This window comes from Paenibacillus solisilvae, from assembly GCF_042656405.1.
Classification (GTDB): Bacteria; Bacillota; Bacilli; order Paenibacillales; family Paenibacillaceae; genus Paenibacillus_Z; species Paenibacillus_Z solisilvae.
In genome coordinates this window covers 51423-77015 of record NZ_JBHSOW010000080.1, presented here as the reverse complement: position 1 = coordinate 77015, position 25593 = coordinate 51423, and the positions used below count along the sequence as shown (strand labels likewise).

The 25593-nt window shown below is 49.9% G+C and carries 24 protein-coding genes and 1 pseudogene; 19 read left to right on the top strand and 6 right to left on the bottom strand.

The window, feature by feature from the left end:
• Positions 1 to 53: 53 nt before the first annotated feature.
• Positions 54 to 320, top strand: a complete 267-nt coding sequence (locus ACFPYJ_RS21380; RefSeq protein WP_379190256.1) for a hypothetical protein — start codon at positions 54 to 56, stop codon at positions 318 to 320.
• A gap of 113 nt (positions 321 to 433) precedes the next feature.
• Complete coding sequence (locus ACFPYJ_RS21375; protein WP_379190255.1) at positions 434 to 691, top strand: DUF3892 domain-containing protein; 258 nt, start codon at positions 434 to 436, stop codon at positions 689 to 691.
• Between the two features lie 70 nt (positions 692 to 761).
• Here the strand turns inward: ACFPYJ_RS21375 and ACFPYJ_RS21370 are convergent, their stop codons facing one another.
• Positions 762 to 1490, bottom strand: coding sequence for an MBL fold metallo-hydrolase (locus ACFPYJ_RS21370; protein WP_379190254.1), 729 nt, complete (start codon positions 1488 to 1490; stop codon positions 762 to 764).
• 177 nt (positions 1491 to 1667) lie between these two features.
• On the opposite strand from ACFPYJ_RS21370, the gene ACFPYJ_RS21365 reads away from it, so the two are divergent.
• From ACFPYJ_RS21365 to ACFPYJ_RS21355, 3 genes are all read left to right on the top strand, one after another.
• Complete coding sequence (locus ACFPYJ_RS21365; protein ID WP_379190253.1) at positions 1668 to 1868, top strand: hypothetical protein; 201 nt, start codon at positions 1668 to 1670, stop codon at positions 1866 to 1868.
• A gap of 158 nt (positions 1869 to 2026) precedes the next feature.
• The gene (locus tag ACFPYJ_RS21360; protein WP_379190252.1) at positions 2027 to 2593 is read left to right on the top strand and encodes a stalk domain-containing protein; all 567 of its coding nucleotides are present in this window, start codon (positions 2027 to 2029) and stop codon (positions 2591 to 2593) included.
• A gap of 115 nt (positions 2594 to 2708) precedes the next feature.
• A complete protein-coding gene (locus tag ACFPYJ_RS21355; protein ID WP_379190251.1) occupies positions 2709 to 3038 on the top strand; it encodes a DUF1292 domain-containing protein in 330 nt (109 codons plus the stop codon).
• Positions 3039 to 3096: 58 nt separating this feature from the next.
• On the opposite strand, the gene ACFPYJ_RS21350 is transcribed toward ACFPYJ_RS21355, so the two are convergent.
• Positions 3097 to 3516, bottom strand: coding sequence for a DUF1885 family protein (locus ACFPYJ_RS21350; protein ID WP_379190250.1), 420 nt, complete (start codon positions 3514 to 3516; stop codon positions 3097 to 3099).
• Positions 3517 to 3676: 160 nt separating this feature from the next.
• Here ACFPYJ_RS21350 and ACFPYJ_RS21345 point away from each other — a divergent pair, with 160 nt between their 5' ends.
• Complete coding sequence (locus tag ACFPYJ_RS21345; protein WP_379190249.1) at positions 3677 to 4507, top strand: dienelactone hydrolase family protein; 831 nt, start codon at positions 3677 to 3679, stop codon at positions 4505 to 4507.
• A gap of 79 nt (positions 4508 to 4586) precedes the next feature.
• Here ACFPYJ_RS21345 and ACFPYJ_RS21340 read toward each other — a convergent pair whose 3' ends face one another.
• Entirely contained in the window at positions 4587 to 6056 is a 1470-nt protein-coding gene (locus tag ACFPYJ_RS21340) for an aminotransferase class I/II-fold pyridoxal phosphate-dependent enzyme (RefSeq protein WP_379190248.1), read from the bottom strand.
• Between the two features lie 149 nt (positions 6057 to 6205).
• Here ACFPYJ_RS21340 and ACFPYJ_RS21335 point away from each other — a divergent pair, with 149 nt between their 5' ends.
• The 4 genes and pseudogenes from ACFPYJ_RS21335 to msrB all read left to right on the top strand — a co-directional run bounded on the left by ACFPYJ_RS21335 (position 6206) and on the right by msrB (position 9883).
• The gene (locus tag ACFPYJ_RS21335) at positions 6206 to 7465 is read left to right on the top strand and encodes an MFS transporter (RefSeq protein ID WP_379190247.1); all 1260 of its coding nucleotides are present in this window, start codon (positions 6206 to 6208) and stop codon (positions 7463 to 7465) included.
• A gap of 21 nt (positions 7466 to 7486) precedes the next feature.
• Entirely contained in the window at positions 7487 to 8683 is a 1197-nt protein-coding gene (locus tag ACFPYJ_RS21330; RefSeq protein WP_379190246.1) for an MFS transporter, read from the top strand.
• A 232-nt stretch (positions 8684 to 8915) separates the two neighbouring features.
• Positions 8916 to 9454: pseudogene (gene msrA, locus ACFPYJ_RS21325) on the top strand (peptide-methionine (S)-S-oxide reductase MsrA); the annotation flags it as partial.
• 15 nt (positions 9455 to 9469) lie between these two features.
• Positions 9470 to 9883: a peptide-methionine (R)-S-oxide reductase MsrB gene (gene msrB / locus ACFPYJ_RS21320; RefSeq protein WP_379190474.1), complete on the top strand. Its 414-nt coding sequence runs from the start codon at positions 9470 to 9472 to the stop codon at positions 9881 to 9883.
• Positions 9884 to 9963: 80 nt separating this feature from the next.
• On the opposite strand, the gene ACFPYJ_RS21315 is transcribed toward msrB, so the two are convergent.
• The 3 genes from ACFPYJ_RS21315 to ACFPYJ_RS21305 all read right to left on the bottom strand — a co-directional run bounded on the left by ACFPYJ_RS21315 (position 9964) and on the right by ACFPYJ_RS21305 (position 12499).
• Positions 9964 to 10629: a TetR/AcrR family transcriptional regulator gene (locus tag ACFPYJ_RS21315; RefSeq protein WP_379190245.1), complete on the bottom strand. Its 666-nt coding sequence runs from the start codon at positions 10627 to 10629 to the stop codon at positions 9964 to 9966.
• A gap of 80 nt (positions 10630 to 10709) precedes the next feature.
• Entirely contained in the window at positions 10710 to 11732 is a 1023-nt protein-coding gene (locus ACFPYJ_RS21310; RefSeq protein ID WP_379190244.1) for an ABC transporter permease, read from the bottom strand.
• Positions 11729 to 12499 (bottom strand): ABC transporter ATP-binding protein, encoded by a 771-nt coding sequence (locus tag ACFPYJ_RS21305; RefSeq protein ID WP_379190243.1) that lies wholly within the window; start codon positions 12497 to 12499, stop codon positions 11729 to 11731. The genes ACFPYJ_RS21310 and ACFPYJ_RS21305 overlap by 4 nt, the downstream gene beginning before the upstream one ends.
• Before the next feature lie 277 nt (positions 12500 to 12776).
• Between ACFPYJ_RS21305 and ACFPYJ_RS21300 the strand changes: the two genes are divergently transcribed.
• From ACFPYJ_RS21300 to ACFPYJ_RS21255, 9 genes are all read left to right on the top strand, one after another.
• Entirely contained in the window at positions 12777 to 15785 is a 3009-nt protein-coding gene (locus ACFPYJ_RS21300) for an efflux RND transporter permease subunit (protein WP_379190242.1), read from the top strand.
• 139 nt (positions 15786 to 15924) lie between these two features.
• Entirely contained in the window at positions 15925 to 16638 is a 714-nt protein-coding gene (locus ACFPYJ_RS21295) for a FadR/GntR family transcriptional regulator (RefSeq protein ID WP_379190241.1), read from the top strand.
• Positions 16639 to 16698: 60 nt separating this feature from the next.
• Complete coding sequence (locus ACFPYJ_RS21290; protein WP_379190240.1) at positions 16699 to 17943, top strand: MFS transporter; 1245 nt, start codon at positions 16699 to 16701, stop codon at positions 17941 to 17943.
• Positions 17944 to 18245: 302 nt separating this feature from the next.
• Entirely contained in the window at positions 18246 to 19199 is a 954-nt protein-coding gene (locus ACFPYJ_RS21285; protein WP_379190239.1) for an ABC transporter permease, read from the top strand.
• Entirely contained in the window at positions 19199 to 20068 is an 870-nt protein-coding gene (locus ACFPYJ_RS21280) for a carbohydrate ABC transporter permease (protein WP_379190238.1), read from the top strand. Before ACFPYJ_RS21285 ends, ACFPYJ_RS21280 begins: the two co-directional genes overlap by 1 nt.
• A gap of 61 nt (positions 20069 to 20129) precedes the next feature.
• Positions 20130 to 21677 carry an extracellular solute-binding protein gene (locus tag ACFPYJ_RS21275; protein WP_379190237.1) on the top strand — a complete coding sequence of 516 codons (1548 nt, stop codon included), beginning with the start codon at positions 20130 to 20132 and terminating at the stop codon, positions 21675 to 21677.
• Between the two features lie 61 nt (positions 21678 to 21738).
• Positions 21739 to 22479, top strand: a complete 741-nt coding sequence (locus ACFPYJ_RS33220) for a Gfo/Idh/MocA family oxidoreductase (RefSeq protein WP_465263367.1) — start codon at positions 21739 to 21741, stop codon at positions 22477 to 22479.
• Between the two features lie 388 nt (positions 22480 to 22867).
• The gene (locus tag ACFPYJ_RS21260) at positions 22868 to 23086 is read left to right on the top strand and encodes a hypothetical protein (RefSeq protein WP_379190236.1); all 219 of its coding nucleotides are present in this window, start codon (positions 22868 to 22870) and stop codon (positions 23084 to 23086) included.
• A 167-nt stretch (positions 23087 to 23253) separates the two neighbouring features.
• Positions 23254 to 25548 (top strand): helix-turn-helix domain-containing protein, encoded by a 2295-nt coding sequence (locus tag ACFPYJ_RS21255; RefSeq protein ID WP_379190235.1) that lies wholly within the window; start codon positions 23254 to 23256, stop codon positions 25546 to 25548.
• Positions 25549 to 25593 lie beyond the last annotated feature (45 nt).

Genomic DNA, 25593 nt, shown 5'->3' with positions numbered 1-25593 from the left:
TGCTATTCGTGCATACTAAGCTCAGGTAAATTGCTAACCTGGGAGTGTGTACATTGAGAATACGTACTGGAATATGGCTTGCTTTCCTCTGTGTCTCCATTTCTGTTTGCTCGGGCTGTATGAAGGAATCTTCCCGAACATGGTCAGAAGAGAATGAATCGCATAATAGTGTCCTCTCAACGGTATATCCAGCCGCCCGCTCCGTTTTGGGAGAGGTATATGGTTCAACCGAAACGGATCACACATTGACTCCAGCACCGAATCGCAAATCCGCAATGGATGACAATCGTCCGCAGCTGCAGGACGAGAAGGATAAGTAACCCGGTCTGCTCCGAGGAGCAACCGGGATTTTTGCACGTTCAGATGAATCGTTTGACTGGTAATCGGGCATCCTAATTTGGCAGTATGAGTGCTTTTCCAAAGGAGGATTTACATGGAAACTACAGAACAGTCATTCGATCCATCCGCTCGCGAGACGATCGTAGCTACACAGAAGAATGGAGATGGCGATCTTACGGCCTTCAAAACATCCTCTGGACGTGTCCTTGATTACACACAAGCTCTAGAAGAGGTTCAAGGCGGCCGAATTGCCGGCGTGAATGCCTTTAAGGGCAGGGATGGAGAAACGTACATCCGTGGCGACGCAGATGGGGATCCGACGAATAATTTGGACAATCTGCCCAACTTCTAAATATCACACAGCCGCATAGCACGGCTGAACAAACAAAAGCCCGCGCAATGCGGGCTTTTGTGCTGTCATCTTATTCAAAATTGTACATCCGGTGTTGATCAACAAACCGCATTCTGCCAGTCTGTCCAGCATATTCGTCTTTAGAGTCATCGTAATGCATCAGCCAGACATGCTCTTGGATCGCTTCAGGCAGTGTGAGCAAATCATCAATGGATGCGTGGACGGCAGCCGGTGAAGAAAGCTGGCAATCATGAAAGATTACCCTGCAGCCTCGCTCAATTAAGGATTCTAACAGGGCCCGATCGAACAGCATATCTGCGGAGTAAAAAAAACTTTCATTAATAAAGTAAGAGAAACTAGGTTTGTTCGGGATATGTTTGGTTAGAATCGGCTCCACTTTAAACCCAGGCACAATTTCGGCTGCAGCCCCTTCATGAAGCAGCTTGACTTCAAAATAATCATCCAAGGAATAAAACTCATCCTGCAGCAAGCCGCCCTTAAGTGAAAACTCCCATAGCCTCTCCACAAGCACAGCCGGCACATAAAGCAGTGGTTTACGTTTATGGACAAATTTCATTTGAAAGGCGAATTCCTCAATGCCGCCAATATGGTCGGCGTGGATATGGCTAATAAGCAGAGCGTCAATATCATTGAATGACTTGTTAAGCTGATATAAGGAAAGCGGAGCTGTTATGCCGCAATCGAGCATAACGGTTCGGCCTTCTACGTAAAACAGTGCATTCGTATTGAAATATTTCTTGGCGAATGCGTTTCCTGTCCCGAGCATTTGTAAGTTCAACCGAGTTTCCTCCTATCGGGTCCGTTAAGTACAAATTTATCATTTCCTATAACAAAGGGAAAGGGGAGCGTACATTCATTTTTCCGCAAATTTCATCTGTGAGCCAGGCACCTCCGATCGGATTTTTCATAGGATAACGATGAGTGGACCCTTGAAGATGGGCAGGTGCGGAGTAATATGGCAAAAGGCAAAGCGGTAAAAAAGAAACAAAAATCAGCTTCCGACCGTAAACAGGCTAATTTAAAGCTCGTCTTATCAGGCACATGTGACGTATGTAAAACGCCTTGTGCACGCGGTATCCGGTACCGTGACAATATGAAGGAGCCGGGTGCGGTTGGCAAAGGGGTTCCTTGTATATTAACCCGAACTTATAGTTAATTCGTAATTCTTGAAGCTCATTTCCCGGGGAAGCGCAGCTTTCAGCATTTTCTGACAAATGAAAAAGTGAGAAATATTTTTTCAATTTGCGCAACTTTGGGCAAGTTGGTGAGTATAACCTTTCATCCAGATAACGAACGGATGGAGGGCTTACAACCATGAAGTACAGAAAACTTCTCATCTTGCTGCTGGTTATGTCATTATGGGGCGGTACGATGATATTTGCTGATTCGGCAGCACAGAAGGTAAGAGTTATAGTAAACGGTTCGGAGCTGGACGATGCGGGAATACTTTCCGACGGCAAGACGTATTTGTCTGTTCGTCAGTTAGCCAGTACGCTGCAATCTATTGTCTTTTGGGATGAAAACGCCAAGAAGGTAACAGTTTACAAGCCGAACGTTCATATGTTCCTTTTTCAAGATAACACTATTTTCGGGAATGTCGTTAAAGGCAATCGAATATCGTTTAAGGTATTTGCACAGATTGATAACTTGATGACTGACATCTCTGCTGTCAAGGTGTCGATTATGAATCCGGGCGGAGCTGAGACTCTCATTCAGTCCAAGAATGTTTCTGTGAAGGATTACTTCTGGTATCGTACAGATGATATCACCTATTCCTTTGATTCTGCCGGTAAATACTCGATTTTGTTTTATATGAAATTAACTGGCACTGATGACTGGAAATTGGTATCCGAGAAAACGATTACAGCGAAGACGCAGTAAATTGCTCAAGCATCCTGGCTACTACAGAGCCGGGGTGTTTTTCGTTTGACCATAGGGTTGTTCCATGATACGATACGAAGGAAACGAAACATGAACCGAAATGAGGGTGTAACTAATGAGCGAGCATGATCATAAGAATGGCGAAGAGCATGTGCATGATGAGAACTGCAATCACGACCATGATCACGAAGAGCATGTATTCCTTGTAACTGACGAGGAAGGTAAAGAACGTGAGATGGTAATGGTATACACTTTCGAATCCGAAGAGCAAGTATATGCAGTACTTCTTGACCGTAATGATCCAGAAGCGGATGGTGTTATTTTCCGTATTGAAGAAGAAGATGGCGAAGCTTTCCTTGTTGGTATCGAAGATGATGCGGAGTGGGATCGCGTAACTCGTATCTATGAAGAAGTGGCACAGCGCGAGAACGAGCAAAATTCATAAATCAATGCTGCTGCAGTATAATAAAACTCCGGAGCCCTTGGGCTGCGGAGTTTTTGTTTTATTTACGCGGGTTATAGTAGATGGTTCTTCCGTTAAACAGGGTTAATTCCGCAAGCAGATGCTTGGCAAAATATTTGCACAGCTCGTTCGCCTTGGCTTTATCGCCATGTGTGGACTCATCCGTCAGAACGACTTGTACATAAGGCACGGAGATTTCATGATCTGTACGCTCACCGACTCCGAATAGAATGAACTTGTACTGCGGCGCTGTACCTTTCAAGTAAAACCAGCGGTCTTCTTCACCTGGCTTGGTTTCAACCGTATAAGGAAAAGCAGCTTCCGTATAGTTCCAGTCCAGCTGTTCGCCGGTTTTGGCTGTTTGTTCACAATATCGATGAAGACGATCTTTAACCTCGTTAAGACTGAGACGTTCAACTGCGGAACCTTGCACAAATTTGATATAAGCGCTTTGAGCCACTAATGCCCACCCCCTATAATATCATAGCATTGCAGACTATCCATTGACAATAAGCACCAAAATGCCGTTTTTACTAAAAATAAATATGTTAAAATGGTAAATGACAATGATTGATCAAAGAGGGCACAGGTTAATGAAGCATACTAGGGGGAACGTAAGAATGAGCTTAGATACGGAATGGATCCGTTATGGAGATAGTGGGGAATACAGCGGTTATGTGGCCCGTTTAGAAGGTGTTAGGGAGCCGATGCCTGCCGTAATCGTGCTTCAAGAAATATGGGGTGTTGATTCCCATATTCAAGATCTGACAAGGCGGTTCGCACAGGCAGGATATACAGCTTTCGCGCCGGATCTGTTTGCCAGAAACGGCGAAAGACCGGAACCGCTTAGAGCAGAGCGGGTCCAAGAGGCCAAAGAGTTCCTAAATGCCATTCCACAAGCCAATTGGCGGGATTTGGAGAAGCGGCAAGCCGCGCTCGCACTGCTTCCAGCCAACAAAATGAAGCTGGTATCCGATTCGCTCGATTATCTCTTTAATCTTAGCGGGATGATGCCTAATTTTGTACAGCAGGCCGTTATGACTGCAAGCTGGCTTAGGGAAACGTATGAATATTCTTTAGGGCAGGGAGTCGCTTCTGTAGGCTTTTGTATGGGGGGCGGGTTATCGGGCATTCTTGCCGGCAAGGATTCAAGCTTGAAAGGTGCCGTCATTTTCTATGGGAGCGGACCCTCAGCGGAGCTCATTCCAGAGATACAGTGCCCGATGCTTGGATTCTACGGAGAGCTTGATAAGCGGATCACGGATGAAGTCCCTGCGCTAGGCGAGGCGCTTTTTCAAGCGGGGAAACAGTTCGACTACCATATTTATGTCAATGCTCCACATGCGTTCTTTAATGATACACGCCCTTCCTTCCAGGTTGATGCGGCAAGGGATGCTTATGCCAGAACGTTAACCTTTCTGCAGCATGTGCTCACCAGCAGCGTAAGGTAGCAGAGCGAGAATAGAAAAGAAGATCGCTGCGAGCCCTTTGTTCGGCGGCAGCGATCTTCTTTTGTATCCATCGCAATTCTTATGAGATTGCGCTTTCCTCTACAATAACTTTTACGAATTCAATGCTGCGGTCTTCAGGGCCCTTTACGGGCAATCCCACCTCAACATGATCGACGATATAGTCAATATTCGTCTGAGAAATAACCTCACCCGGAAGAAGGATCGGAATACCTGGCGGATAGACATAAATGAATTCCGCAATGATACGTCCGGCTGATTCCTTAAAGGGTACAATTTCGGTTTCCGCATAAAAGGCGTCGCGCGGCGTGAGTGAGAGCTGCGGAATATCAGGAATCTTCACGATCAGCTCATTCGCTTCATTCACTTCATGATGCGTTTCGACGAGATGTCTCAGCCCATTCAACAACGCATCGATGGAATCTTGGGTATCACCTGGCGTTACAAGGGCGAGAATATTATACATATCGCTCATTTCAATCTCAATGTTGCCATTATCCCTCAGCCAGTTCTCTGTCTCATAGCCGGTAATGCCCAAATGGCGGACATGAACGCTCAGCTTCGTTGGGTCGTAGTCGTAGGTGGCTTCGCCTCCCAGAATCTCTTCGCCAAAGCAGTACAGACCCGTCATTTTATTGATCTCCGCTCTGGCGTATTGTGCAAGCTCGATTGCCTTTTCAGCCATATCATGTCCATGAAGAGCCAGGTTACGGCGTGAAGTATCCAGTGAAGCAAGAAGGATATAGGAAGTTGACGTTGTTGTCAGCATACTGATAATGGTCTTGACGCGCTGCGGATTGATTCGGCCTTCACGGACATTTAGCACGGAGCTCTGCGTCATGGAGCCGCCCAGCTTGTGAACGCTTGTGGCCGCCATATCGGCCCCGGCCTGCATCGCAGACATCGGCAGCTTCTCGTGGAAGTGAATCAGAACGCCGTGCGCTTCATCGACGAGCACGGGCACATCATAGCTGTGAACGAGATCAACAATTTCTTTGAGATCCGCACAAATACCATAATAGGTCGGGTTAATGACCAAGACTGCTTTTGCATCATGGTGCCGGTCTAAGGCACGCTTGACCGAACGGAGTGTAATTCCGTGGTCGATCCCGAGATTCGAGTCACGGGCAGGTGAAATAAATACAGGTCTTGCGCCGGCAAAAATGATAGCCGACATGATCGATTTATGCACATTGCGCGGAACGATGATTTTGTCACCAGGCGAACATACGGTTAAAATCATCGTCATAATCGCGCCGCTTGTTCCTTGTACCGAAAAAAAGGTATAATCGGCTCCGAATGCATCTGCTGCGAGCTGTTGAGCTTCTTCAATAACTCCTGTCGGCTGATGCAGGTCATCAAGCGGAGCAATATTAATCAAATCGATCGATAAGGCGTTGTCGCCAATGAATTCACGGAATTCAGGATCGCTCCCAATTCCTTTTTTATGTCCAGGAATGTGAAATTGAACGGGATTGTTAGCCGCATGCCGGCGTAGAGCGCTAAACAGCGGGGTCCGGGTATGATCCATGTCTTTATCCCAGCCTTTCATGTTAAAGTTCGTACAAACAAGGTTGAGTATAGCAAATACAGGGGGGATTGCAAGTGACATTTTTGTTGAGACTAGGGTAACAACTGTTATCGGCAATCAGATGCTTCAACTAGGAGAGGAGAACGACCATGGAGCTAGTTAAAGGCTGGGCTGGGAAAAAGGTGCTGACATCGCCGTTTGTCATCCAACTGCTCATTATTATGTACCTTGTCGAATTTGTGAAAGGGGCGCTGCTCGTCTCGATTCTACCTGTTTACATGGGACAGGTGCTGGGATTATCTGTGTATGCGATCGGATGGGCGCTAGCCCTTCAATATATTGGCGACAATGCTTTCCGGAGCCCGCTGGGCTGGATTATTGATCGAATCGGATATCGGAATGTCATGCTGTTCGGCGTTGTATTCACATTTGCGTCTGTCGTCATTGTATCGGTTTCAAGCAGTCTCGGGTGGATCATTCTGGCATGTCTGCTGCTCGGAATAGGAACATCGCCGCTTTGGCCTTGTGTCATTACGGGTGCGACTGCTGTTGCGGGTAATGAAGCTAGCGGCACGATCATGAGTGTCGTGTATATGTCTTGGCTGACTGGTGTCGGCTGTGGACCGATCGTCATTAATTTCTTTATCGTACATACCTATCGGCCGGCTTTCTTACTGCTAATCAGCATGATGATCGTTGTAATCATCGTTGCCTTGTTTCTTCCGGGCAAACGGAAGTCACTTGAAATTGAAGGGCGCGAAGTGCCGCATTCGGATGAATCGGTGCACCTGGACGGAGTAACGTTTGGTCAAAAGGTCCGGAGCTACTTTGCAAAAGTCCGGAGCTCCCTGCATGCCAGCTGGCTGCTGTACCCCGCCATGTTTATGCAGAACTTCGCCTTAGGCTTGCTAACGCCAGTTCTTACGCTGTATGCCAGAACCGTCTTACATTTGTCGCCTCAGAAGTATAGTCTATTCCTGATTGCGGGAGGAGCGGTCACTGTACTCTTCCTGATTCCAGTCGGTAAATGGGTCGATCGATTCGGTACGAAATGGTTTCTTCATGTGGGATTCCTGACGGCCGCGATTGCACTCCCGATACTGGGCAACAGCCGCGATTTGCCGCTTGTTCTTGTGATTGTCATGCTTGTCGGTATTGGATACGCCTGCATCATACCGGCATGGAATGCCCTCATAGCAGATGCGATACCAAAATCCGAACGGGGAGCCGTCTGGGGGTTCTTCCTTACGATTGAAGGCTTAGGAATGGTGTTTGGCAGCATCATGTCAGGCAAGCTGTGGGATAGCCTGGGTCCGCATGCGCCATTTTATGTGAGCGGATCTGTGTTATTGATCTTGTTTGTTCTTCATTTGTTCATAACAAGACGCCCGGCAGTTGTGGTACGATGATGGGGTGGAGGGAATAAACAGATGAAGGACAAACGGCTTTTGATTGTCATGGCTATGCTGATGACTACATTTATTGGATTTGGTATTATCATTCCGGTGCTGCCGGAGCTGATTAAAGAAGCAAGCCCTGGATCTGTCGAGTTCCATACAGGCTTAATGTTATCTATCTATTCAGCGGTATCATTTGTTATATCGCCTCTCTGGGGCGGACTCTCTGACAAAATCGGACGCCGCCCGGTTATTCTGGCGGGTGTTCTAGGCTTTGCTGCAAGCTTTCTGTTGTTCGGAATTGCGGATGGAAGCTTATCCATCATGTATGCTTCACGCGTGCTTGGCGGTTTGTTCTCCGGTGCAGTGACCTCGGTTATCGTTGCGTATGTCGCAGACATTACCCCGCCTGAGCAGCGTACCCGCGGAATGGGGCTCGTCGGAATGTCCATCGGCCTTGGTTTCACGATTGGACCGGGAGTCGGGGGATTACTCAGCTTAGTCTCGCAGAACACGCCTTTTTTTGCTGCGGCAGCCCTAGCGCTAATTACGTTCCTGCTAGCCGTTACTAAACTTCCTGAATCTCTTCCGGTGGACAAGCGCAGACAAGAAGGCGAAGTGAAGCCTTCACGGTGGAGTGCTTTTACCGGTTCGGTCAAATATTTGTATATCCTTGCTTTGTTTGTATCGCTGTCACTGGCAGGGCTTGAGGCAACTCTTCAGCTGTTCGGAATGAAGCGCTTTGATGTAACGCCGCTTCAGGTAGGGATTATGTTCCTGGTATGCGGACTGGTAGGCGCGCTCATTCAGGGCGGCGTTGTACGCCGCCGGATCCGTAAAGGTGAAGAGCCGAAGTATATTGCCATCGGGCTTGTCATCTCCGCAATCGGCTTCCTGCTTATCGTTACGGCTCACTCGTTGTGGACAGCGACCATATATTTGGCGATATTCGGTATCGGTAATGCGCTGATCAGGCCTTGCGTAACATCCTTGATCACGCAGAAGACAACGGTCGGACAAGGTGTCGCTTCGGGTTTAAGCTCTTCGATGGACAGTTTGGGCCGTATTATCGGACCGATGTTCGGTGCGTTCTTATTCAGCATTGATCTGCAGCTGCCATATGTGGCTGGCGGAATACTCTCGTTTGCCGCACTGCTGCTGCTCTTCCGTTTCAAGACAGCGGATTCAAATGACAGAAAAACAAACCACCTCGGCATAAACAACAACTAGAATCAACCATAGGACAACATAAAGCAGCCGATTTCCTTCATCCGCCATCAGCGTTTGAGAGGGTCGGTTTTTTTCATATCAGAGGGTATTCCGAATATAGATGGCAGGGGAGTAATGGGATGGTCATCGTATGGGTAGAGGATGAAGTGAAGCTGCCCTTCGGGCATCAGATGAATAATAGGCAGGTCCATGCTAGTATAGAAGGAAAGCATGAAGATTGCAGGTGATAAGAATGGATGAGACAGGTTATGAGCAGGAGCTGGCAACCTTCGCCGGCGGCTGCTTCTGGTGTATGGTGAAGCCGTTTGACGAGCTGCCGGCATTGTGTCCGTTATCTCGGGTTACACAGGAGGACATACAGTGAATCCGACGTATGAAGAGGTATGCACGGAAACAACGGGTCACGCTGAAGCGGTTCAAATTACTTTCCTGCCTGAGCTGTTCCCCTATACAAGGCTCCTGGAGCTGTATTGGCAGCAAATTGATCCGACTGACAAAGGCGGACAGTTCATGGACCGGGGTTATTCCTACCGCACGGCAATCTTTGTTCATAACGAGGAGCAGCAGGAACAGGCGGAAGCCTCGAAGAAAGCACTCGGGATGAGCGGCAGATTCAAAGGGCCGATTGTGACGGAAATCGCAGCGGCTGGTCCGTTTTATCCAGCTGAGGACTATCATCAGCACTATTATAAAACACATATTACGGGATATAAGCTTTATCGGCAGGGTTCCGGCCGGGATACTTATGCAGAGCGGAATTGGAATAATGAGAAGGATAAGAAACGAATGAGGGAGCAGCTTACCGAGCGGCAGTACGAGGTTACTCATAACCTTGGTACGGAGCCGGCATTCGAGAATGAGTACTGGAACAACGATCGGGAAGGGTTATACGTGGATATCATAACGGGTGACCCGCTCTTCAGCTCTCGTGATAAATACGACTCCGGCAGCGGCTGGCCGAGTTTCACTAAACCGCTCAATGACGGCCTGATTCGCAAAGAAGGGGACTTCAGCGGAGGGCTCGTTCGTACAGCGGTGCGAAGCAGACTTGGCAATTATCATCTGGGGTATCTCTTCAATGACGGTCCCGAGCCGACTAAACTGCACTATCGCTTGAATTCCGCTTCATTGCGTTTCGTGCCCAAATCAGATCTGGAGCATGAAGGTTACAACAGGTATTTGAAGCTTTTTGAACATTAACGCATGGGAAACACCCCGCTAAGAGATGCCCGCAAAATGCGTGCTGACTTGGCGGGGTGTTTGTTTTACATACACTGTATTTAAGAGACCCCTAATCCCCGCATAATAAAAGCGATCGTTTCCTCGCGTTCCCGCTCGTCATCCCACTCGGCGCCCGGGCGTTCACCGTAAAAGCTTCTCACAAGCACATATCCGACTATAGTAGAGACGGTAAGCCGTACGACCGTAGCCGTAGGCAGTTCGATGATTGTGCCCTGCGCCTGAAATTGAGCAACCAGCTTGCTGAGGCGCTCTAAAACTTTGGCGAGGACATCCCTTTGGAAGCTCTCTTGGAGCTCGGGATGAAAAGGAATTTCCTGAATGAGTATTTTCAAAATATTTTTATGCTTCTTAAGGAATTCAATTCGATTCTCGATCATGGAGCGTATAAGCTGATCGTAGCTTGCATACTGCGTATCTAACACTTTATTGAACCCGCGCAGGACGAACGGGGCAATGAGCTTCGTCATTGCAGGAGCAACAATGGAGAGTAATAAGTCCTTCTTCGTCTTGTAATGACGGAATATCGTTCCTTCGGCAACGCCGGCGCGCTGAGCGATTTCGTTGGTTGACGATGCCGCATAACCTTTCTCGGCAAATACCTCAATGGCTGATTGCAGGATCTTGATCTGCTTCTCCGTCATTTTCGCTCCAGCCGAATCCAGCTTTAATAGATCTTGCATCCACTGCTCGATCGTTTCTTCCATATAAGACAACTCCTAAGTCTACTGCAAGTTTGGGCATGTTACGGACTCGTTTCGATCATATCATATGCCATGCAGGTTTGTTAAATCGCTCTGTGCTTTCGCAGAGCAAGCACATTGAGGATTGCAAATACGGCGGAGAACCCGATGAGCACATAGATGTCGGTTTGAATAGCAGACCAGCCTTCCCCTCGTATCATGATGCCCCGCATGGCATCCGCACCGTAATAAAGCGGCATGATCCGGCTGAGCTGCTGCAGCCATGGTGTCATTGATTCTAAGTTAAACAAGCCGGAGAAGAAGACCTGAGGGACGACTACAAGCGGGATAAATTGAATGATCTGAAACTCGTTGCTCGCAAATGAAGACAGCAATGTTCCAAGCGTCAGTGCAGTCAGAGACAATAACAGATTCATGATGAGCACAAGCCATATCGAGCCGTCCATGTATAGGCCAAGCACATCGATAGCAAACCAGGCAATTAACGCAGCTTGGAGCAGCGTAAACAATCCAAAGCCGGATAAATAGCCAAGCACGACTTCAGAGCGGCGTATCGGCGTAGCAAGCAGGCGTTCAAGCGTTCCGCTCGTTCTCTCGCGCAGGAAGGAGACACCCGCCAGCATGAAGACAAAGAAGAAAGAGAAGAAGCCGATCAGCACCGGGCCGAAGGAATCAAAGGAGGCCATGTCTTCGTTTCCGTGCAAATAGGTCACATCAGGCTGAATCAGTGCTGTATTCGCGCTCATCATGCGCTGGAGCAGAAGCAGAACCGTTTTGTTCACTGCGGGATCACTGCCTTCGAGAAGGATGGAAGGCTTGCCGCTGCTATCCAGACTCAATATCGCATCCAAACCTCCGGCTTTTAATGCTATCCGGGCGGTATTATTTTGTTCATAAGTTGTTACATTCGCGCCTGCATCTGTTAACCGCTCGACAATCGCAGAAGGAACACCTACCGTGCCGATATCCGGTTCAACGGTATTGCCATTGAAGACAAGCTTCATTAAACCCAGGATGAGCAGAGGGGCGAGAAACAGCAGTGCAAGCGTCCGTTTATCACGTACGAATTGAATAATGATGCGTCTGGCAAGCGCACGTATTCTCATTTCTCTGCACCTCCTCCCAGAGCGATGAATGCTTCTTCTATCGTCGCGCTGCCGCTGCTCTGTTTGAGTTCATCCGGTGTTCCGACAGCAGTCAGCTTACCGTCCCTGATGAGTCCGAGCCGGTCGCATTTCTCCGCTTCATCCATGACATGGGTCGTCAAAATGATCGTTGTGCCTTTGGCCCGCATAGCCCCGAGCTCCTTCCAAATCGACTGTCGAAGCACGGGATCGATCCCGACAGTAGGTTCATCAAGTACGAGTAATTCCGGTTCATGCAGCAGCGAGATCGCAAGCGACAAGCGCCGCTTCATGCCGCCGGAATATGCAGAGACCGGTTTGTTTAAGTGATCGAGCAGGTTAACGATGTTCATTGCCTCCTGAATCCGCTTGTTCCGATGAGGTCCTTTAAGACCATAAAGGGAAGCAAAGAAAATCAGATTCTCCCGTGCAGTCAGCTCATTATAGAGTGCATCGGATTGGGCCATATAACCGAAGCGCTGCAGCATGGACAGCTTAGGCATAAGCTCGCCAAGCATGCGAACCGAGCCTTTGTCAGCTTTGTCGATGCCGGTGATCAGCTTGATGAGAGTTGTTTTTCCGGAGCCGGACGGGCCAAGCAGTCCGAACAGCTCGCCGCGTTCAACCCGAAGCGAGATATCATCAAGAACCGTTCGATCGCCGAACCGGCGAACAATGCCTACCAGATCTACAAGGGGATCTTGAGCATGTACAGCAGCCGAAGACGTAGACGATAAGGGAACATTCATAAAGGTTAACAACTCCTGTTCAATAAAATGAGTGATTACTCACTTTCTAATTTCATAGTAATCTTATTTTATGCTGCTGTAAAGTGAGTAATCACTCATAAACGCCCTAATTTTTTCCCGTTTACGCCTTTTTTTCCATCGTAAGCCGTATCTTCTCCTCCGTCTTAGGTCGGGGGTAAAGACTGGTCTCCAGACGTTTTAAGAGAAATCTCGAAACAGGTAAGCTTTAACAAGGAGTTAAGAGAAGACCGATATTGTGAAGGGAGTTAGAAGAAGGATGCAAAGGTTAACGAAGTGGGCGTTTAATAACAAAGCAGCGATGAAGCTTATCGTGCTGATGGCTTTGGTAATGGGGGTTATCAGTTATTGGCGATTACCAATGGAGTTTCTTCCGGAGGCAGATAATCCGATGGTATCCATTGCTGCAATCGGACCTGGCTATGATGCCAAGTCGATGGAAACGCAGGTGACGGCTAAGATTGAGGATGCCGTGCAATTCGTCAAAGGGAAGAGCAGCATGACCTCTTCTTCAGGAAATGGATTTTCCAAAATTGACTTAGCCTTTGATTCCAAAACGAACATGAAAGACGCTAAAGCGGAGGTTGAAGCAGCTGTTGCAGCTGTACAGCTTCCTGAACGCGTGATGAAGCCGTTCGTGGTACAGTTCAACACCTCGATGATTCCGATTTCTTGGGTATCGATCGGCTTGAACGGTATGAATGATGCGGACCGCGAGAAAGCAGAAAAGAATATTATTAATGAATTTAAGAAAATTGACGGCGCAGGGGATGTGTCACTGGGCGGCAAGATTATCCCGAGCGTACTGATTACGCCTGATGCGGAGAAGCTGGCAGCCAAAGGTGTTCCGTTCCAAGCACTGATGGGTGTTCTGCAGGGGCGAGCAGCGGCATCCTCGATCGGGGAGAAAACAATTGACGGCGCGACAGGCAACATCAGTGTTGTTGCAGCGATCAACGATCTGGATACACTGCGCAAGCTGCCGGTTGCAGCCGGTGTGACGCTTGGCGATGTCGCCGAGGTGAAGGCTGACAATAAACCGGAGAGCATCAGCAGTGTCGGCGGGAAGGATGTACTCCTGCTGACGATATCCAAAACGGCGAATGCCAATGCCGTCAAAGTCGGCGAGGAAGTGGCAAATACAGTTGATCGCCTCAATAAGGAGCTGAAGGGTACAGATGCGAAGGTACTGCTCAGCACGTCGGATCAAGTAGTTCATTCCGTCAATTCGATGCTTCGGGAAGTACTCTTGGGCGCATTGTTCGCTACGATTGTCATTCTGCTGTTCATGCGCAACTTTAGAGCTACTCTTGTTACGATTGTTTCAATTCCGCTGTCGCTCGGGATAACCCTTTACCTGCTCAGCTTATCAGGCGTGACCTTGAATATTATTACGCTGGGCGGTGTTGCAGTTGCAGTTGGCCGGCTCGTGGATGACAGTATCGTTGTCATTGAGAACATCTACCGCCGTCTGCAAAAAGAACCGTTCTCCATCGAACTCATCGTTGATGCGACAAAAGAAGTGGCAACAGCGATTACCTCTTCGACACTCGTAACCGTTGCCGTATTCCTGCCAATGGGCTTACTGCGCGGATCACTGCAGGCTTTCCTGCTGCCGTTTGCGTTGACAGTGGCATATTCGCTTATTGCTTCGCTGCTGGTGGCATTGACTATTGTACCTATTCTAAGCGCGTTCTTGCTGCGCGGCACGAAGATGAAGGAGCATGAAGGCTCCAAACGATTTGCCGGCTTCCTGACCTGGAACCTGAAGCATAAATGGGCGCCGCTGCTGATTGCAGTTGTGCTGCTTGTCGGTTCAATCGGTGCTTACATGTCCATGCCAAAAGGGGCGATTGACTCCTCAAGTGCTGCAAACTTGAATGTCTCGCTTGAATATCCAAGTGAAACTCCGCATGAGGCGGTAATTGAGGCAGGCCGTAAGCTGGAAACGTATTTGAATGGCCGCAGCGATATTGACTGGGTGCTGATGTCTAACGGCAACAGCTCGGATAATGCGAAATACGGAGATGTGTCTTCTCCAACTCTGGTCACTTACTTGGTTGATATGAAGGAAGGCGCAGATGCAGATAAATTCATAGAAGACATCAAGAAGCAGCGTCCAAGCTACCAAGGCGCGGATTTGAACGCAGGCGCTTCCGACTTCATGAGCGGAAGCAGCTCCACACAGGTTATTGTTGACGTAACTGGCGAAGACCCTGATGCGATTGCCAAAGGCGCTGAGCAGGTTATAGCTGCAATCAAACCGGTTAAAGATGTCATCAAAGTCAAATCGAATCAAGAAGAGAAAAAACCGGTTTATACGTTTGAACTCGATCCGGTAAAGGCCAAAGGGCAAGATGTGGCCATGCAGCTTCAGGGTCTTCTAAATCCGATCCCGCTTGGCTCAGTTACCATCGACAATCGGGACACGAATGTCATTCTGCAGCCGTCTGCTAATCCGTTAACAGAAGCGGATTTGAATAAGCTCATGATTATGACGGATAAAGGACCGGCGGCGGTTTCTTCCGTTGCAATGCTTGTGAAGAGCGATCAGTCCAGCGCTTTCTTCCATAAGGACGGCAAGCTGTATATCCGCGTAACGGCGGATGTCGAGCCAAGCCAGCTATCACTCGTTGGTAAAGAAATTACAGAGAAGGTTGATGCGCTGAAGGCGCCGGAAGGCACGAAATTCACAGTAGGCGGCGCCTCCGCAGACCAGTCCGCAGACTTTGCAGACCTTGGTGTTATCATGCTGGTTGCCATCGGGATTGTTTACTTGATCATGGTCATCACGTTCAAAACATTGCGCGGTCCGCTTGCCATTATGTGCTCGCTTCCGCTCGCCGCGATTGGAGCTGTTATAGGCCTGATCATCTCGGGTGTAACGCCTGACTTTACAGCCGTCTTCGGAGCGCTCATGCTCATTGGGATTGTCGTTACGAATGCGATCGTGCTCATCGACCGCGTGAAGCAGAATGAAGAGCATATGACCATTAGAGAAGCTTTGGTCGAAGCTGCATCGACTCGGATGCGTCCGATCTTGATGACAGCCGTTGCTACCATTTCCGCGATGCTGCCGCTTGTATTCGGCTCATCAGAGAGCGGCAGCATCGTTTCGCAAAGCTTGGCCATTGTCGTAATCGGCGGCTTGGCAGCAGCGACTCTGTTAACGCTGATTATCATTCCTTGCATCTACGAATTGTTCTTCTTCCGCAAGTCATACCGTCAACGTACTGCGGCTAGAGGCAAAGTAGAGCATGCAGCGTAGAGTGTGAACCAATAGAATAGAGCCGCGATCTATCAGCATTCGTGACTCCTATCAAACAGGATCATCCGCTTCCATGGAGAAGTGATGATCCTGTTTTTTTGGTAAAAAGGGTATTCTTTAAATAGGAGATTATGCTAAGATGCAAACAGGAGATGATCTGATGAATTTTCAGGCGTTGAAGCGCAGTCAGCTTGTGGATGAGGTAGTCATTCAGCTGCAGAAGAAAATATCCAGCGGCGATTTGAAGCTCGGAGACAAGATTCCAACGGAACCCGAATTAATGGAGCAGTTCGGCGTTGGGCGCTCAACGATTCGTGAAGCGGTGCGCGTGCTCGTTCATGCCGGATTGCTGGAGAAGAAGCAGGGCTTCGGCACCTTTCTCACCTCTGCAAGCAGGGCGATACAAGAGCCTCTGGACAACAGGCTTCGCCGGGCAGAGCTGCTTGAGGTGTATGAGGTGAGACGTATGCTGGAGCTCGAGATCGCCAAGCTTGCAGCGTCGCGCCGGGACAGTGAGGACTTGAAGCAAATGAGGCTGTTCCTGGATAACCGGATGCAGGCACAGCAGCGGGGAGATATGGCATCCTTTTTGACAGCGGATATTCAATTTCATCTGGCAATCGCTGTCGCCAGCAAGAACACGGTCGTTATCGACCTGTACCGCACGTTTACTTCCGTTCTTCAAGACTCGCTTCATAAGCTGGTCAGCGATACGGAGGTTCATAATCCCCATGATGAATTTCATGAGAAACTGTATCAAGCCATTGCGCAGCAGGACGCTGAAGCAGCGGTGCAGTGGACGAGGGCTAATCTCGATGGGACTGTGGCGGCAATTAAGAAAGCCCTTGAGTAGGGTGATTGATTAAACGTCAGATGATATGATGAATTGACTATGATAACTTGAGGTGATGTCATGAGTTCTTCCCTAACAGCTGCAGATTCTATCCGCAGCCAGCAAACGACAGTATTTACGGTACTATTTGCGATTAGTCTGGTCCATCTGCTGAACGATACGGTTCAATCTGTCGTACCGGCTATTTTTCCGATTGTTCAAGAATCGCTTCACTTTTCATTCAGCCAAATCGGGTTGATTGCTTTTGCCATGAATATTACTGCATCCCTATTGCAGCCTTTTATCGGTCTCTATACGGATAAGCGGCCATTGCCCTACTTATTGCCCGTTGGCGTGATGTTCTCGTTAATCGGTGTCGTCGTACTGGCACTTGCAGGCTCATTCGCGCAGATGATTATCGCCGTTATTCTGATAGGTATCGGGTCGTCGGTCTTACATCCGGAGTCATCCCGAGTGGCGTATTTGGCTGCAGGTCCTCGGAGAGGGCTGGCGCAATCCATCTTTCAGTTAGGCGGGAATTTCGGGCAATCATTAGCACCGATTCTTACTGCCTTGATCTTCGTGCCTCTCGGGCAGTTCGGTATTATATGGTTCACATTTGCAGCCGCTGCGGCACTAGTTGTCCAGACTATTGTAGCCAAGTGGTACAAGAATCACATTGTGAATCGTCCGAAGGCTGCCCGTACCATTCGTTCCTCCAGACCGCTTTCACCCAAAATCATGATCTTGTCCATGACCATATTAATCATGCTGCTTTTCTCTAAATTCGTATACTTAGCTAGCATGACCGGCTATTATGCCTTTTTTCTTAAGGATCATTTCAATCTAACAACAGAGCGCTCCCAATTATTTATCTTTGCTCTTCTGGCTGCAGGAACACTTGGCGGGTTCGTGGGGGGACCGCTTTCCGACCGTTTCGGACGCAGGAATATGATTTGGTTCTCCATTCTGGGAACTGCGCCGTTCTCCATGGTGCTTCCGTATGCGAATGAATTGTTCTCCGCTATTCTCTGTATCTGCATTGGATTTATCTTGTTGTCCGGGTTCTCTGTCATTGTCGTATATGGCCAAGAATTATTGCCGGGCAAAGTGGGGATGGTATCCGGCCTGTTCTTCGGTGTTGCATTCGGCCTCGGCGGTATCGGTTCAGCTATACTTGGCGCAATGGCGGACCATTTCGGACTTACCTTTGTCATCCAAATTTGTGCCTACCTGCCTTTGATTGGCCTGCTTGCCGCATTCCTTCCGACTGACAAGCAGCTTAAAATAACGGTTGAACCTGCTGAATCGGCCTTATCGAGCTGATCCTTATCAGCTAACAATAAAGTCAGCATGTCATTCTTGTCTAAGTTATGGTTGGTTTGCACGGGGGAGCGGCTCGCGAGTACAGCGGGCCGTTCCTTTTGCTGTATATTCCCGAAGAATCCGCGCATTTTCTTACGATCAACCGATCCTCCACGCAATCAACAATTCTTATAACGGCTGCAGCTTCCCGGAACTGCGCATCGAATGGCGAATTGAGCCGTTGCTCCTAGCAAGCCGCAATGCGTAGCATTAGAACTACCATACAGGTAAATTCTTTTCACAAGAGGTGATCGCAGGGGATTATGGCAAACGTGTTGACCAACCGGAAGACCGTATCGGATGCACCCAGAAAATTTAGGAATCGTTATCTGGAGAACATTAGAAATCATTGGATGCTCTATCTAATGATCCTTCCCGGCATTGTTTTTTTTATCGTATTCAAATATGTGCCGCTTGCGGGAAGCGTGATCGCGTTTCAGAAATATCAAATTATGAGCGGTATTTTCAAAAGCCCGTGGGTAGGCCTGGATAATTTCCGGTATATCTTCACTTATCCGGATTTCTACAAGGTACTCCGGAATACGGCTCTAATTGCGCTGTACCATCTTATACTCGGCTTCCCCGCGCCGATAATTCTGGCGCTGCTGTTCAATGAAGTCCGCAAGTCATTTCTAAAACGAACGTACCAAAGCTTGTTTTACCTGCCGCATTTCCTTTCCTGGGTTGTCGTGGGAGGGATCGTGTTCGAGCTGTTGGCCACCCAGGGGATCGTCAACATCATCCGGGGCTGGCTTGGCTACGATTCGGTTTTGTTTATGCAGGAGACTAGATTATTCCGGGGAATCGTGGTCGTCTCGGGGATTTGGAAGGATGTCGGATGGGGGACGATCATCTATCTTGCCGCTTTGGCCGGGGTCAATCCGCATCTCTACGAGGCGGCGGTCGTCGACGGAGCGGGAAAATGGAAGCAGACGGTGTACATTACGATTCCTGCATTGCTGCCTACCATTGTTGTGCTGTTTCTGCTGAATATCGGCAATTTCCTTGAGCTTGGTTTCGATCAGGTATACAATTTGCTCACCCCGATGACCTATTCGGTAGGTGATATTATTGAAACCTACGTTTACCGGTCAGGCGTCCTGCAGGGGCAATACAGCGTATCGACCGCAATCGGATTGTTCCAGTCGGTTATCGGCTTTGTCCTCTTGTGGTTCTTCAACCGGTTAGCCAGAAAAACGGAACAGGGGTTATGGTAATGAAACAAATGACGGGTGAAAATGGTTTCAAGCTGTTTAACTACATCTTTCTGACGGCCGCTTCCCTGACGATGGTGCTGCCGCTGATTCATCTGCTTGCCGTTTCGTTCAGCTCGCCATACGCGGTGGACGCGAAGAGGGTCCTGCTGTGGCCTGTGGAATTTACACCGGCGGCATGGGGGCATATTATCCATAAATCAGATTTGTGGACGTCATTCGGCATCACTGTCTACATTACGGCGGTCGGCACGTTTCTGAGCATGCTGCTGTCGGTTCTGACCGCATATCCGCTCGCGCATCGGAAATTTATGCTGCGCAAGCCCGTAATGCTGGGCATCGTGCTTACGATGATTTTCAACGCGCCGATGATTCCGTTCTTTCTGACGGTGAAGGAGCTTGGGATGCTCAATTCGCTCTGGGCGCTTATTATTCCGGGAGCGATCGGCACTTTTAACATGATCATCATCCGCACCTTCTTCATGGGTATGCCGCCGGAATTGGACGACTCGGCGAGCATCGACGGCTGCAGCGATATAGGCATTCTAATGCGGATCTTCCTGCCGCTGTCAAAGCCGGTTATGGCAACGATCAGTTTGTTTTATGCCGTTGGTTACTGGAATACGTTCCAGCGGGCTGTTCTCTTCATCCGAGATGCCGACAAGTGGCCGCTCCAAATGAAATTACGGGCGTTCATTACGAATCCGGATGAAATCATGACTGTCAATCAAATCGCCGGCGATTTCGCCTACAGCGCCACCACGCTGAAAGCGGCGACAATATTGTTTGCAACCGTGCCGATTCTGCTTGTCTACCCCTTCCTGCAGAAGCATTTCGTGAAAGGGGCTTTGCTTGGATCGATCAAAGGATAGTGGAGTGGAGCAGTTGGAGAAACAGGCAATCCAATCGAAATTACTAAACGGGGGAATGGCAATGTTGAGAAAAATATTAAGCGCTTTCTTGTCTGCGGCGCTCATCATGACACTGGCGGCCTGCTCAAGCGGGTCCGGCAGCGAACAGGGCGATAACGCAAACAGCAAAGACGGGGCTGTGGCCGGGGAGAAGAATGCTTCCAAAGTTACAGTCTTCAAGAGCCACTTGGGCAAAGGCGTCCTTCCAAAAGCGGACGACCCGCACGTTCAATACATCAAGGAGAAAACGGGCGTCGAATACGAGCTGACGACCAATCCGACCGGCGCCGACCCGGCGGAATACTTGAATGTGCTCATCGCTTCCGACGAACTGCCTGACATCCTGCGTCCGATCAACGGCGTCGAGATTACGCTGATTCAACAGGGAGGCGCCTTGGCGCTGGATGATCTGCTTCCGAAATACGCGCCAAACGTCTGGAAGCAGATCCCGGAAGAAGCCTGGAATCTGGCGCGCTCGGCGTCCCCGGACGGCAAAATCTATTACGTTCCGAAAGTGTTTCTCGTACCTGAGCGGGCAGCCATGGTCCGGCAGGACTGGCTCGACAACCTGGGGCTCAAGATGCCCAAGACGCAGGAAGAATACGTGGATATGCTAAGGGCTTTCCGGGACAAGGACCCGAACGGGAACGGCAAACAGGACGAAATCCCGACGATCGGACGGGAGTTCGGAACGTGGATGGACCATCTGTTCGCCATGTACGGCGTCGCGATGTGGGAAGGCAAGCCGGAATGGGACCTTTATGACGGCAGCATTCAATATGCGGGCGTTACGAACAACATGCGCGAGGCGATCAAATTCATCCGCTCGCTGTACGAAGAGAAGCTTCTCGATAATGAAACGTTCCTGAATAAAGGTGATGTCTGGCAGGCCAAAATCGTAAACAATCTCGTCGGTAACTGGTACCACCTTCCTGGCTCGCTGAAGAGCCGTTACGACACGATGCTCAAGACCGATCCCAAAGCGTATATTGCCGGACTGCCCCTGCCTGAGGTGAAAGGCTTCGACGGCTACATTACGCAGAAGAGCTTCGGCGAGGTCGAATGGCTGATTCCGAGCTCCGCCAAGGATAACGCGCCGAATGCGCTCAAGCTGCTCGATTTCTTCTACAATCCCGAGAATGCGGATTTCGTCCGGTTCGGCATCGAAGGACAGCAGCATGAAGTCAAGGACGGCAAGAAGGTGCTGCTTCCGCAAGCCGACGACCGTACCATCCCGCTTGGCATGCTCAATTTCACGGACGAGAAATCGATGAACGATCGTCTCGAGGAGACGTATCCGAAAGATCAGGCGGACATGACCAAAGCGATCTTCAAGGTCAGCGTCGCGGATGCGAAACGGATTGCCGGCGACGGTATGCCTGTCTCCGTCTATGAAGGCTTCCCGGATATACAGTCGCATAAGCTGTTCCAGGAGTATTTGGCCAAGATCGTGATCGGCGAATGGCCGATCGAGAAATTCGACGAATTCGTGAAGAAATGGAAAGCTTCCGGCGGAGATACCGTCACACAGCGCGCACAGGAATGGTTCAAAAAGGTGCAAACGAAATAATAGAACGCGGATTACCCGGACAAGCATCCAGGCAATCCGAGTGAATCGGGGTGCGTAAGCTTTGAGGAAAAAATATGCTGTATGCGGTGTGAGCGGCAGGGCACTCGGTCAGTTTGTCAAGCCGATTTTGACGACCTTCGCGGAAATCGCGGAGCTTGTCGGCCTGCTCGACAGGGACCCGCTGAGGTTTGATGTCTACCGGTCCCGTTTCCCGGAAGGTCCGGACGTCCGGACTTACGGCGAGCAGGAATTCGACCGGATGGTCGATGAAACCAAGCCGGACGTCATTATCGTCGCGGGACGGGACGATACGCATGCGCGCTACATTATCGCGGCATTGAAACGGGATCTGGACGTCATTACCGAGAAGCCGATGGCTACGACGGGCGAGGATTGCCGGGACATTCTCGAGGCGGAAGCCGCCGGCAAAGGAAAGGTTACCGTGGACGATTCATGTGGTGCACCGCCAAGGCGGACACGGCGGAGGAGACCCGCTGCTGCTGGAAGATTTGTTTATCGGCGAACATGCCGCACGGCCCTTCCCTATTCTATCGGGTGCGGAGGACGGCGCTTATTCGGTTGCGACGGGAGAGGCGGTATGGCGTTCGGCACAGGAGCGCCGTTCCATAACAATCGAAGAGGTGCTTGGCAAAGGAGGCGGCGTGCATGTCTGATCGCGGATATTTCGAGCCTGCGGACAGTATCGCTTACCGTACAGGAGAACAGGTCGGACCAGTCCTGCAGACGATCGCCAGGCGCTGCATCGGCGCCAATCCATCTCATCCGCCCGTCTACCGGGTAACAAGGCGCTCGGGCATAAGGAAAGACCAAGATCACCGGTATGTGTTTCGGATGGAAGAACGGTTTCCGGATATGAAGCCGGGTCAGCTCGTTTATGCCTGGGCAAAATTATGGGTCGATCAGCCCCGGTCCTTCAACTTTCATCTGACTCGCTCTAGTCCGGCTCTGCTCTATCGCAACGGGAGACCTGTGTATGAGTCTTCATCCGGGGAGGAGAGCGGGGTAACCGGTCGTACGTCTGGTCGTGAAGCAGGACTGGCTGGAAGACGGCACGCTTTACCGCAGAGTCGGCGTATCGCAGAGCATGCACAATACAATGTGGTGCGACGATTTGTACATGAGCGTTCCGTTCTATGCCGTTACGCGGAGTTTTCCGGTGATTCCGTTATTTGGACGAAGCGGCAAAGCAGTTTCTGCTGTATAAGAAATACCTGTATATGCCGGAGTATCAAATCATGTCCCATGTGTACCACGTCGGGAAACGGCAGCCGACAAGAACGCCCTGGGGAAGGGGAAACGGCATTCTGAACGATACGCATGGGATCGGGATTGTCATGCTGGCAGGCATCGAAACCCACCGGATGCAGAATTGGCTGCAGGAAAACTAGTATCATTCTGCCTGTTTGGCAGGCGGTCGTTTGATAGAGCACGGTCAGGAAGTATAATAGAAGAGGTTGTTCAAAAACGTCCTTAAGCTCCTTCATTCATCCCGGCGGGCGAAACCGAACTTTTTGAATGCGCATTAGAAGCATCCTGATGAAAAGGTGGGAGGACTTTGAAGCAATCTCTCTTGAAACGGTTTCGAATCAACTGGTCCGATACCCGAAACCGGCTTGTGCTTATTCTGACCGCGTCCGTATCGATCATCATACTCGCCGTCGGCATCACGTCTTATTATACGTCGAAGTCGGTGCTGCAGAGGGAACTCAGCGAGCCGCAGCATCAAATATTGCAAATCGGCATGAATACGATCGACAATTATATTCGAGAGTCCGACAAGATTGCCGTCAAGTTGGCGCTGCATTCGAACGTTTATAAATTTCTAACTATGCGGGAGCAGAATTCGTACACTAATATTTCGGTGCTTGACGATTTTCTGGGCACTTTGGTCCAAAATACGTCCTATATCAGAAGCATCTATATATACGATATCAACCGAGGCAGCTTCATCACGTATCCTTTCGGCTACAGCTCCCGTGCGCTCACATTTGGCGATTCCGGCTGGGTGAATGTCGTGGACCGGTTCGGTGACAAGGCGATGATCGTCGAGCGGCGCGATCTTCCGGCGGGCTTCAACCAAGGCGGGGCGGGTACTACATTGTTCCGGAAAATTATCATTCAAGGTGATCTCAAAGGAATCATCGCCATCAATTTCATCGGCGAGAAGCTGTTTGGGCAAACCAGCTCTTCTTATGTGTCCAATTTGGACAGCATGCGGTTCATCATCGATCAGAAGGCGGGGCGGGAGGATCAGCTCGTTTATGCAGTAGGCGCCGATAATGAGGATTTCGATGCGATGAAGGGCGGACTCGCCGGGCTCGGCGACAAGAAGTTCACGGATTTCGTGCACGAAGGCCGTCATATGCTCGTTTCCCAAATCCGTTCGCCGGTAACCGGCTGGAAGTATGTATCGGCCGTATCCCAGGAGAAGCTGCTGGACAAATCGAAGACGGTGCGGAACTCCGTGCTTTCTGTTTCCATCTTCGCGCTGGTGTTGGGCGGATTAACGATATTCTATTTCAATTATCTGGCCTTTCGTCCGGTCCGGCGAATGCTGAGTCTGTTCAGCAATTACGACAGGGCTCGCATCAGTCCGGATCTGATTGATCTGGAGAAATTCACGAATCACTTGATGAGTGATCATACGAAACTGTCCCAACTGATCCGGCAGACGATGCCTGACGCATCTTCTAAGTTTCTGCTCGATGTCTGTCATGCGAATATCCGCGGATCGAGAGATATAACGGCTAAATGGAACAGCTATTTTCCGAAATGGTCCAATGCGCAGCTAACCGTTGCGGTCGTCTCGATCGACGGTTATCCCGACTGGTCGGCACGATTTACCGAAACGGACCATTCGCTGCTCAAATTCGCTTTGGCCAATATCGTTACGGAAATGATGTCCGCAGAGTGGCGGGCCGTCTGCGCGGATTTCGGCAAAGACAAAACCGCCATTCTGCTTCAGCCGCTTACGCCCGAAGCACAGCAGCCGGATGCCAAATTGGCGGAAGCGGTTCCAATCGTCCGGCGGCTGCTCAAGTTCAGCGTATCGGTCGGCATCAGCACGCCGCACGCCGATGCAAGCAAGCTGAAACAAGCCGTGTTTGAAGCGGAGAACGCGCTGAGCTACCGGCTCTACGAAGGGGAAGGCTGCGTTATTCCGTACCGGGACGTTTCGGACCATGAAATGCCTGAAGCGCAGTCCTGGGAATCGTTTCTGATGGATTTGACACATGCGGTCGAGGCGGGCGATAAGGAACGCTCGCTGCACGTTCTGGCTGAACTGTTATCCGAAATCGAACGTGATTATTGGTATCCTTCGAAAGCACTTTCATTGCTGAATCAGATCGAATCCAGGCTGATCCGGATTGCCCGCTGCAAAGAGGCCGATGTCTGGAATGAGCCGAACTTGCGGCATACGTACGACCTTGAGAGCATCGGACGGCATTTGTCGGACTCCGTCAGCAAGCTGGCGGAGCGCTTCGGCAAACTGGCGCAGAGCAAAGAATTTATTATGTGTCAACAGATGATCGACTACATGAAACGTCACCTTAAGGAGCCGGTCGGCGTCCAGGAGGTCGCCGATTCGACGGGTATCAGCGTCAGCTTGGCCATCCAGGTGTTTAAGCAGGAGACAAATGAAACGATCTATGGTTATTTGACGAATCTGCGCGTGGAACGGGCAGGAGAGCTTCTGCTTCAGACGGATCATAAAATTTCGGACATCGCCTTGATGGTCGGATACCAGCACGAGAACAGTTTTATTCGTGTTTTCCGCAAATACAAAGATATTACGCCCGGCAAATATAGAGAGCTGATGAAAGACCGGAATGCCGCGCTCCTAGAATAACAATAGAAAGCGAATGCTTCCGAAGCAGACTTTGCCCTCAGGGCG

Bases quoted from the DNA above. Each gene is read 5' to 3' on its own strand.
- ACFPYJ_RS21275 (WP_379190237.1), top strand. From the start codon at position 20,130: ATGTTGAGAAAAATATTAAGCGCTTTCTTGTCTGCGGCGCTCATCATG.
- ACFPYJ_RS21365 (WP_379190253.1), top strand. From the start codon at position 1,668: ATGGCAAAAGGCAAAGCGGTAAAAAAGAAACAAAAATCAGCTTCCGAC.
- ACFPYJ_RS21355 (WP_379190251.1), top strand. From the start codon at position 2,709: ATGAGCGAGCATGATCATAAGAATGGCGAAGAGCATGTGCATGATGAG.
- ACFPYJ_RS21310 (WP_379190244.1), bottom strand. From the start codon at position 11,732: ATGAGAATACGTGCGCTTGCCAGACGCATCATTATTCAATTCGTACGT.
- ACFPYJ_RS21290 (WP_379190240.1), top strand. From the start codon at position 16,699: ATGAGTTCTTCCCTAACAGCTGCAGATTCTATCCGCAGCCAGCAAACG.
- ACFPYJ_RS21340 (WP_379190248.1), bottom strand. From the start codon at position 6,056: ATGGATCATACCCGGACCCCGCTGTTTAGCGCTCTACGCCGGCATGCG.
- ACFPYJ_RS21285 (WP_379190239.1), top strand. From the start codon at position 18,246: ATGGCAAACGTGTTGACCAACCGGAAGACCGTATCGGATGCACCCAGA.
- ACFPYJ_RS21280 (WP_379190238.1), top strand. From the start codon at position 19,199: ATGAAACAAATGACGGGTGAAAATGGTTTCAAGCTGTTTAACTACATC.
- ACFPYJ_RS21300 (WP_379190242.1), top strand. From the start codon at position 12,777: ATGCAAAGGTTAACGAAGTGGGCGTTTAATAACAAAGCAGCGATGAAG.
- ACFPYJ_RS21330 (WP_379190246.1), top strand. From the start codon at position 7,487: ATGAAGGACAAACGGCTTTTGATTGTCATGGCTATGCTGATGACTACA.
- msrB (WP_379190474.1), top strand. From the start codon at position 9,470: ATGAGGGAGCAGCTTACCGAGCGGCAGTACGAGGTTACTCATAACCTT.
- ACFPYJ_RS21360 (WP_379190252.1), top strand. From the start codon at position 2,027: ATGAAGTACAGAAAACTTCTCATCTTGCTGCTGGTTATGTCATTATGG.
- ACFPYJ_RS21335 (WP_379190247.1), top strand. From the start codon at position 6,206: ATGGAGCTAGTTAAAGGCTGGGCTGGGAAAAAGGTGCTGACATCGCCG.
- ACFPYJ_RS21345 (WP_379190249.1), top strand. From the start codon at position 3,677: ATGAGCTTAGATACGGAATGGATCCGTTATGGAGATAGTGGGGAATAC.
- ACFPYJ_RS21315 (WP_379190245.1), bottom strand. From the start codon at position 10,629: ATGGAAGAAACGATCGAGCAGTGGATGCAAGATCTATTAAAGCTGGAT.
- ACFPYJ_RS21295 (WP_379190241.1), top strand. From the start codon at position 15,925: ATGCAAACAGGAGATGATCTGATGAATTTTCAGGCGTTGAAGCGCAGT.
- ACFPYJ_RS21375 (WP_379190255.1), top strand. From the start codon at position 434: ATGGAAACTACAGAACAGTCATTCGATCCATCCGCTCGCGAGACGATC.
- ACFPYJ_RS21305 (WP_379190243.1), bottom strand. From the start codon at position 12,499: ATGAATGTTCCCTTATCGTCTACGTCTTCGGCTGCTGTACATGCTCAA.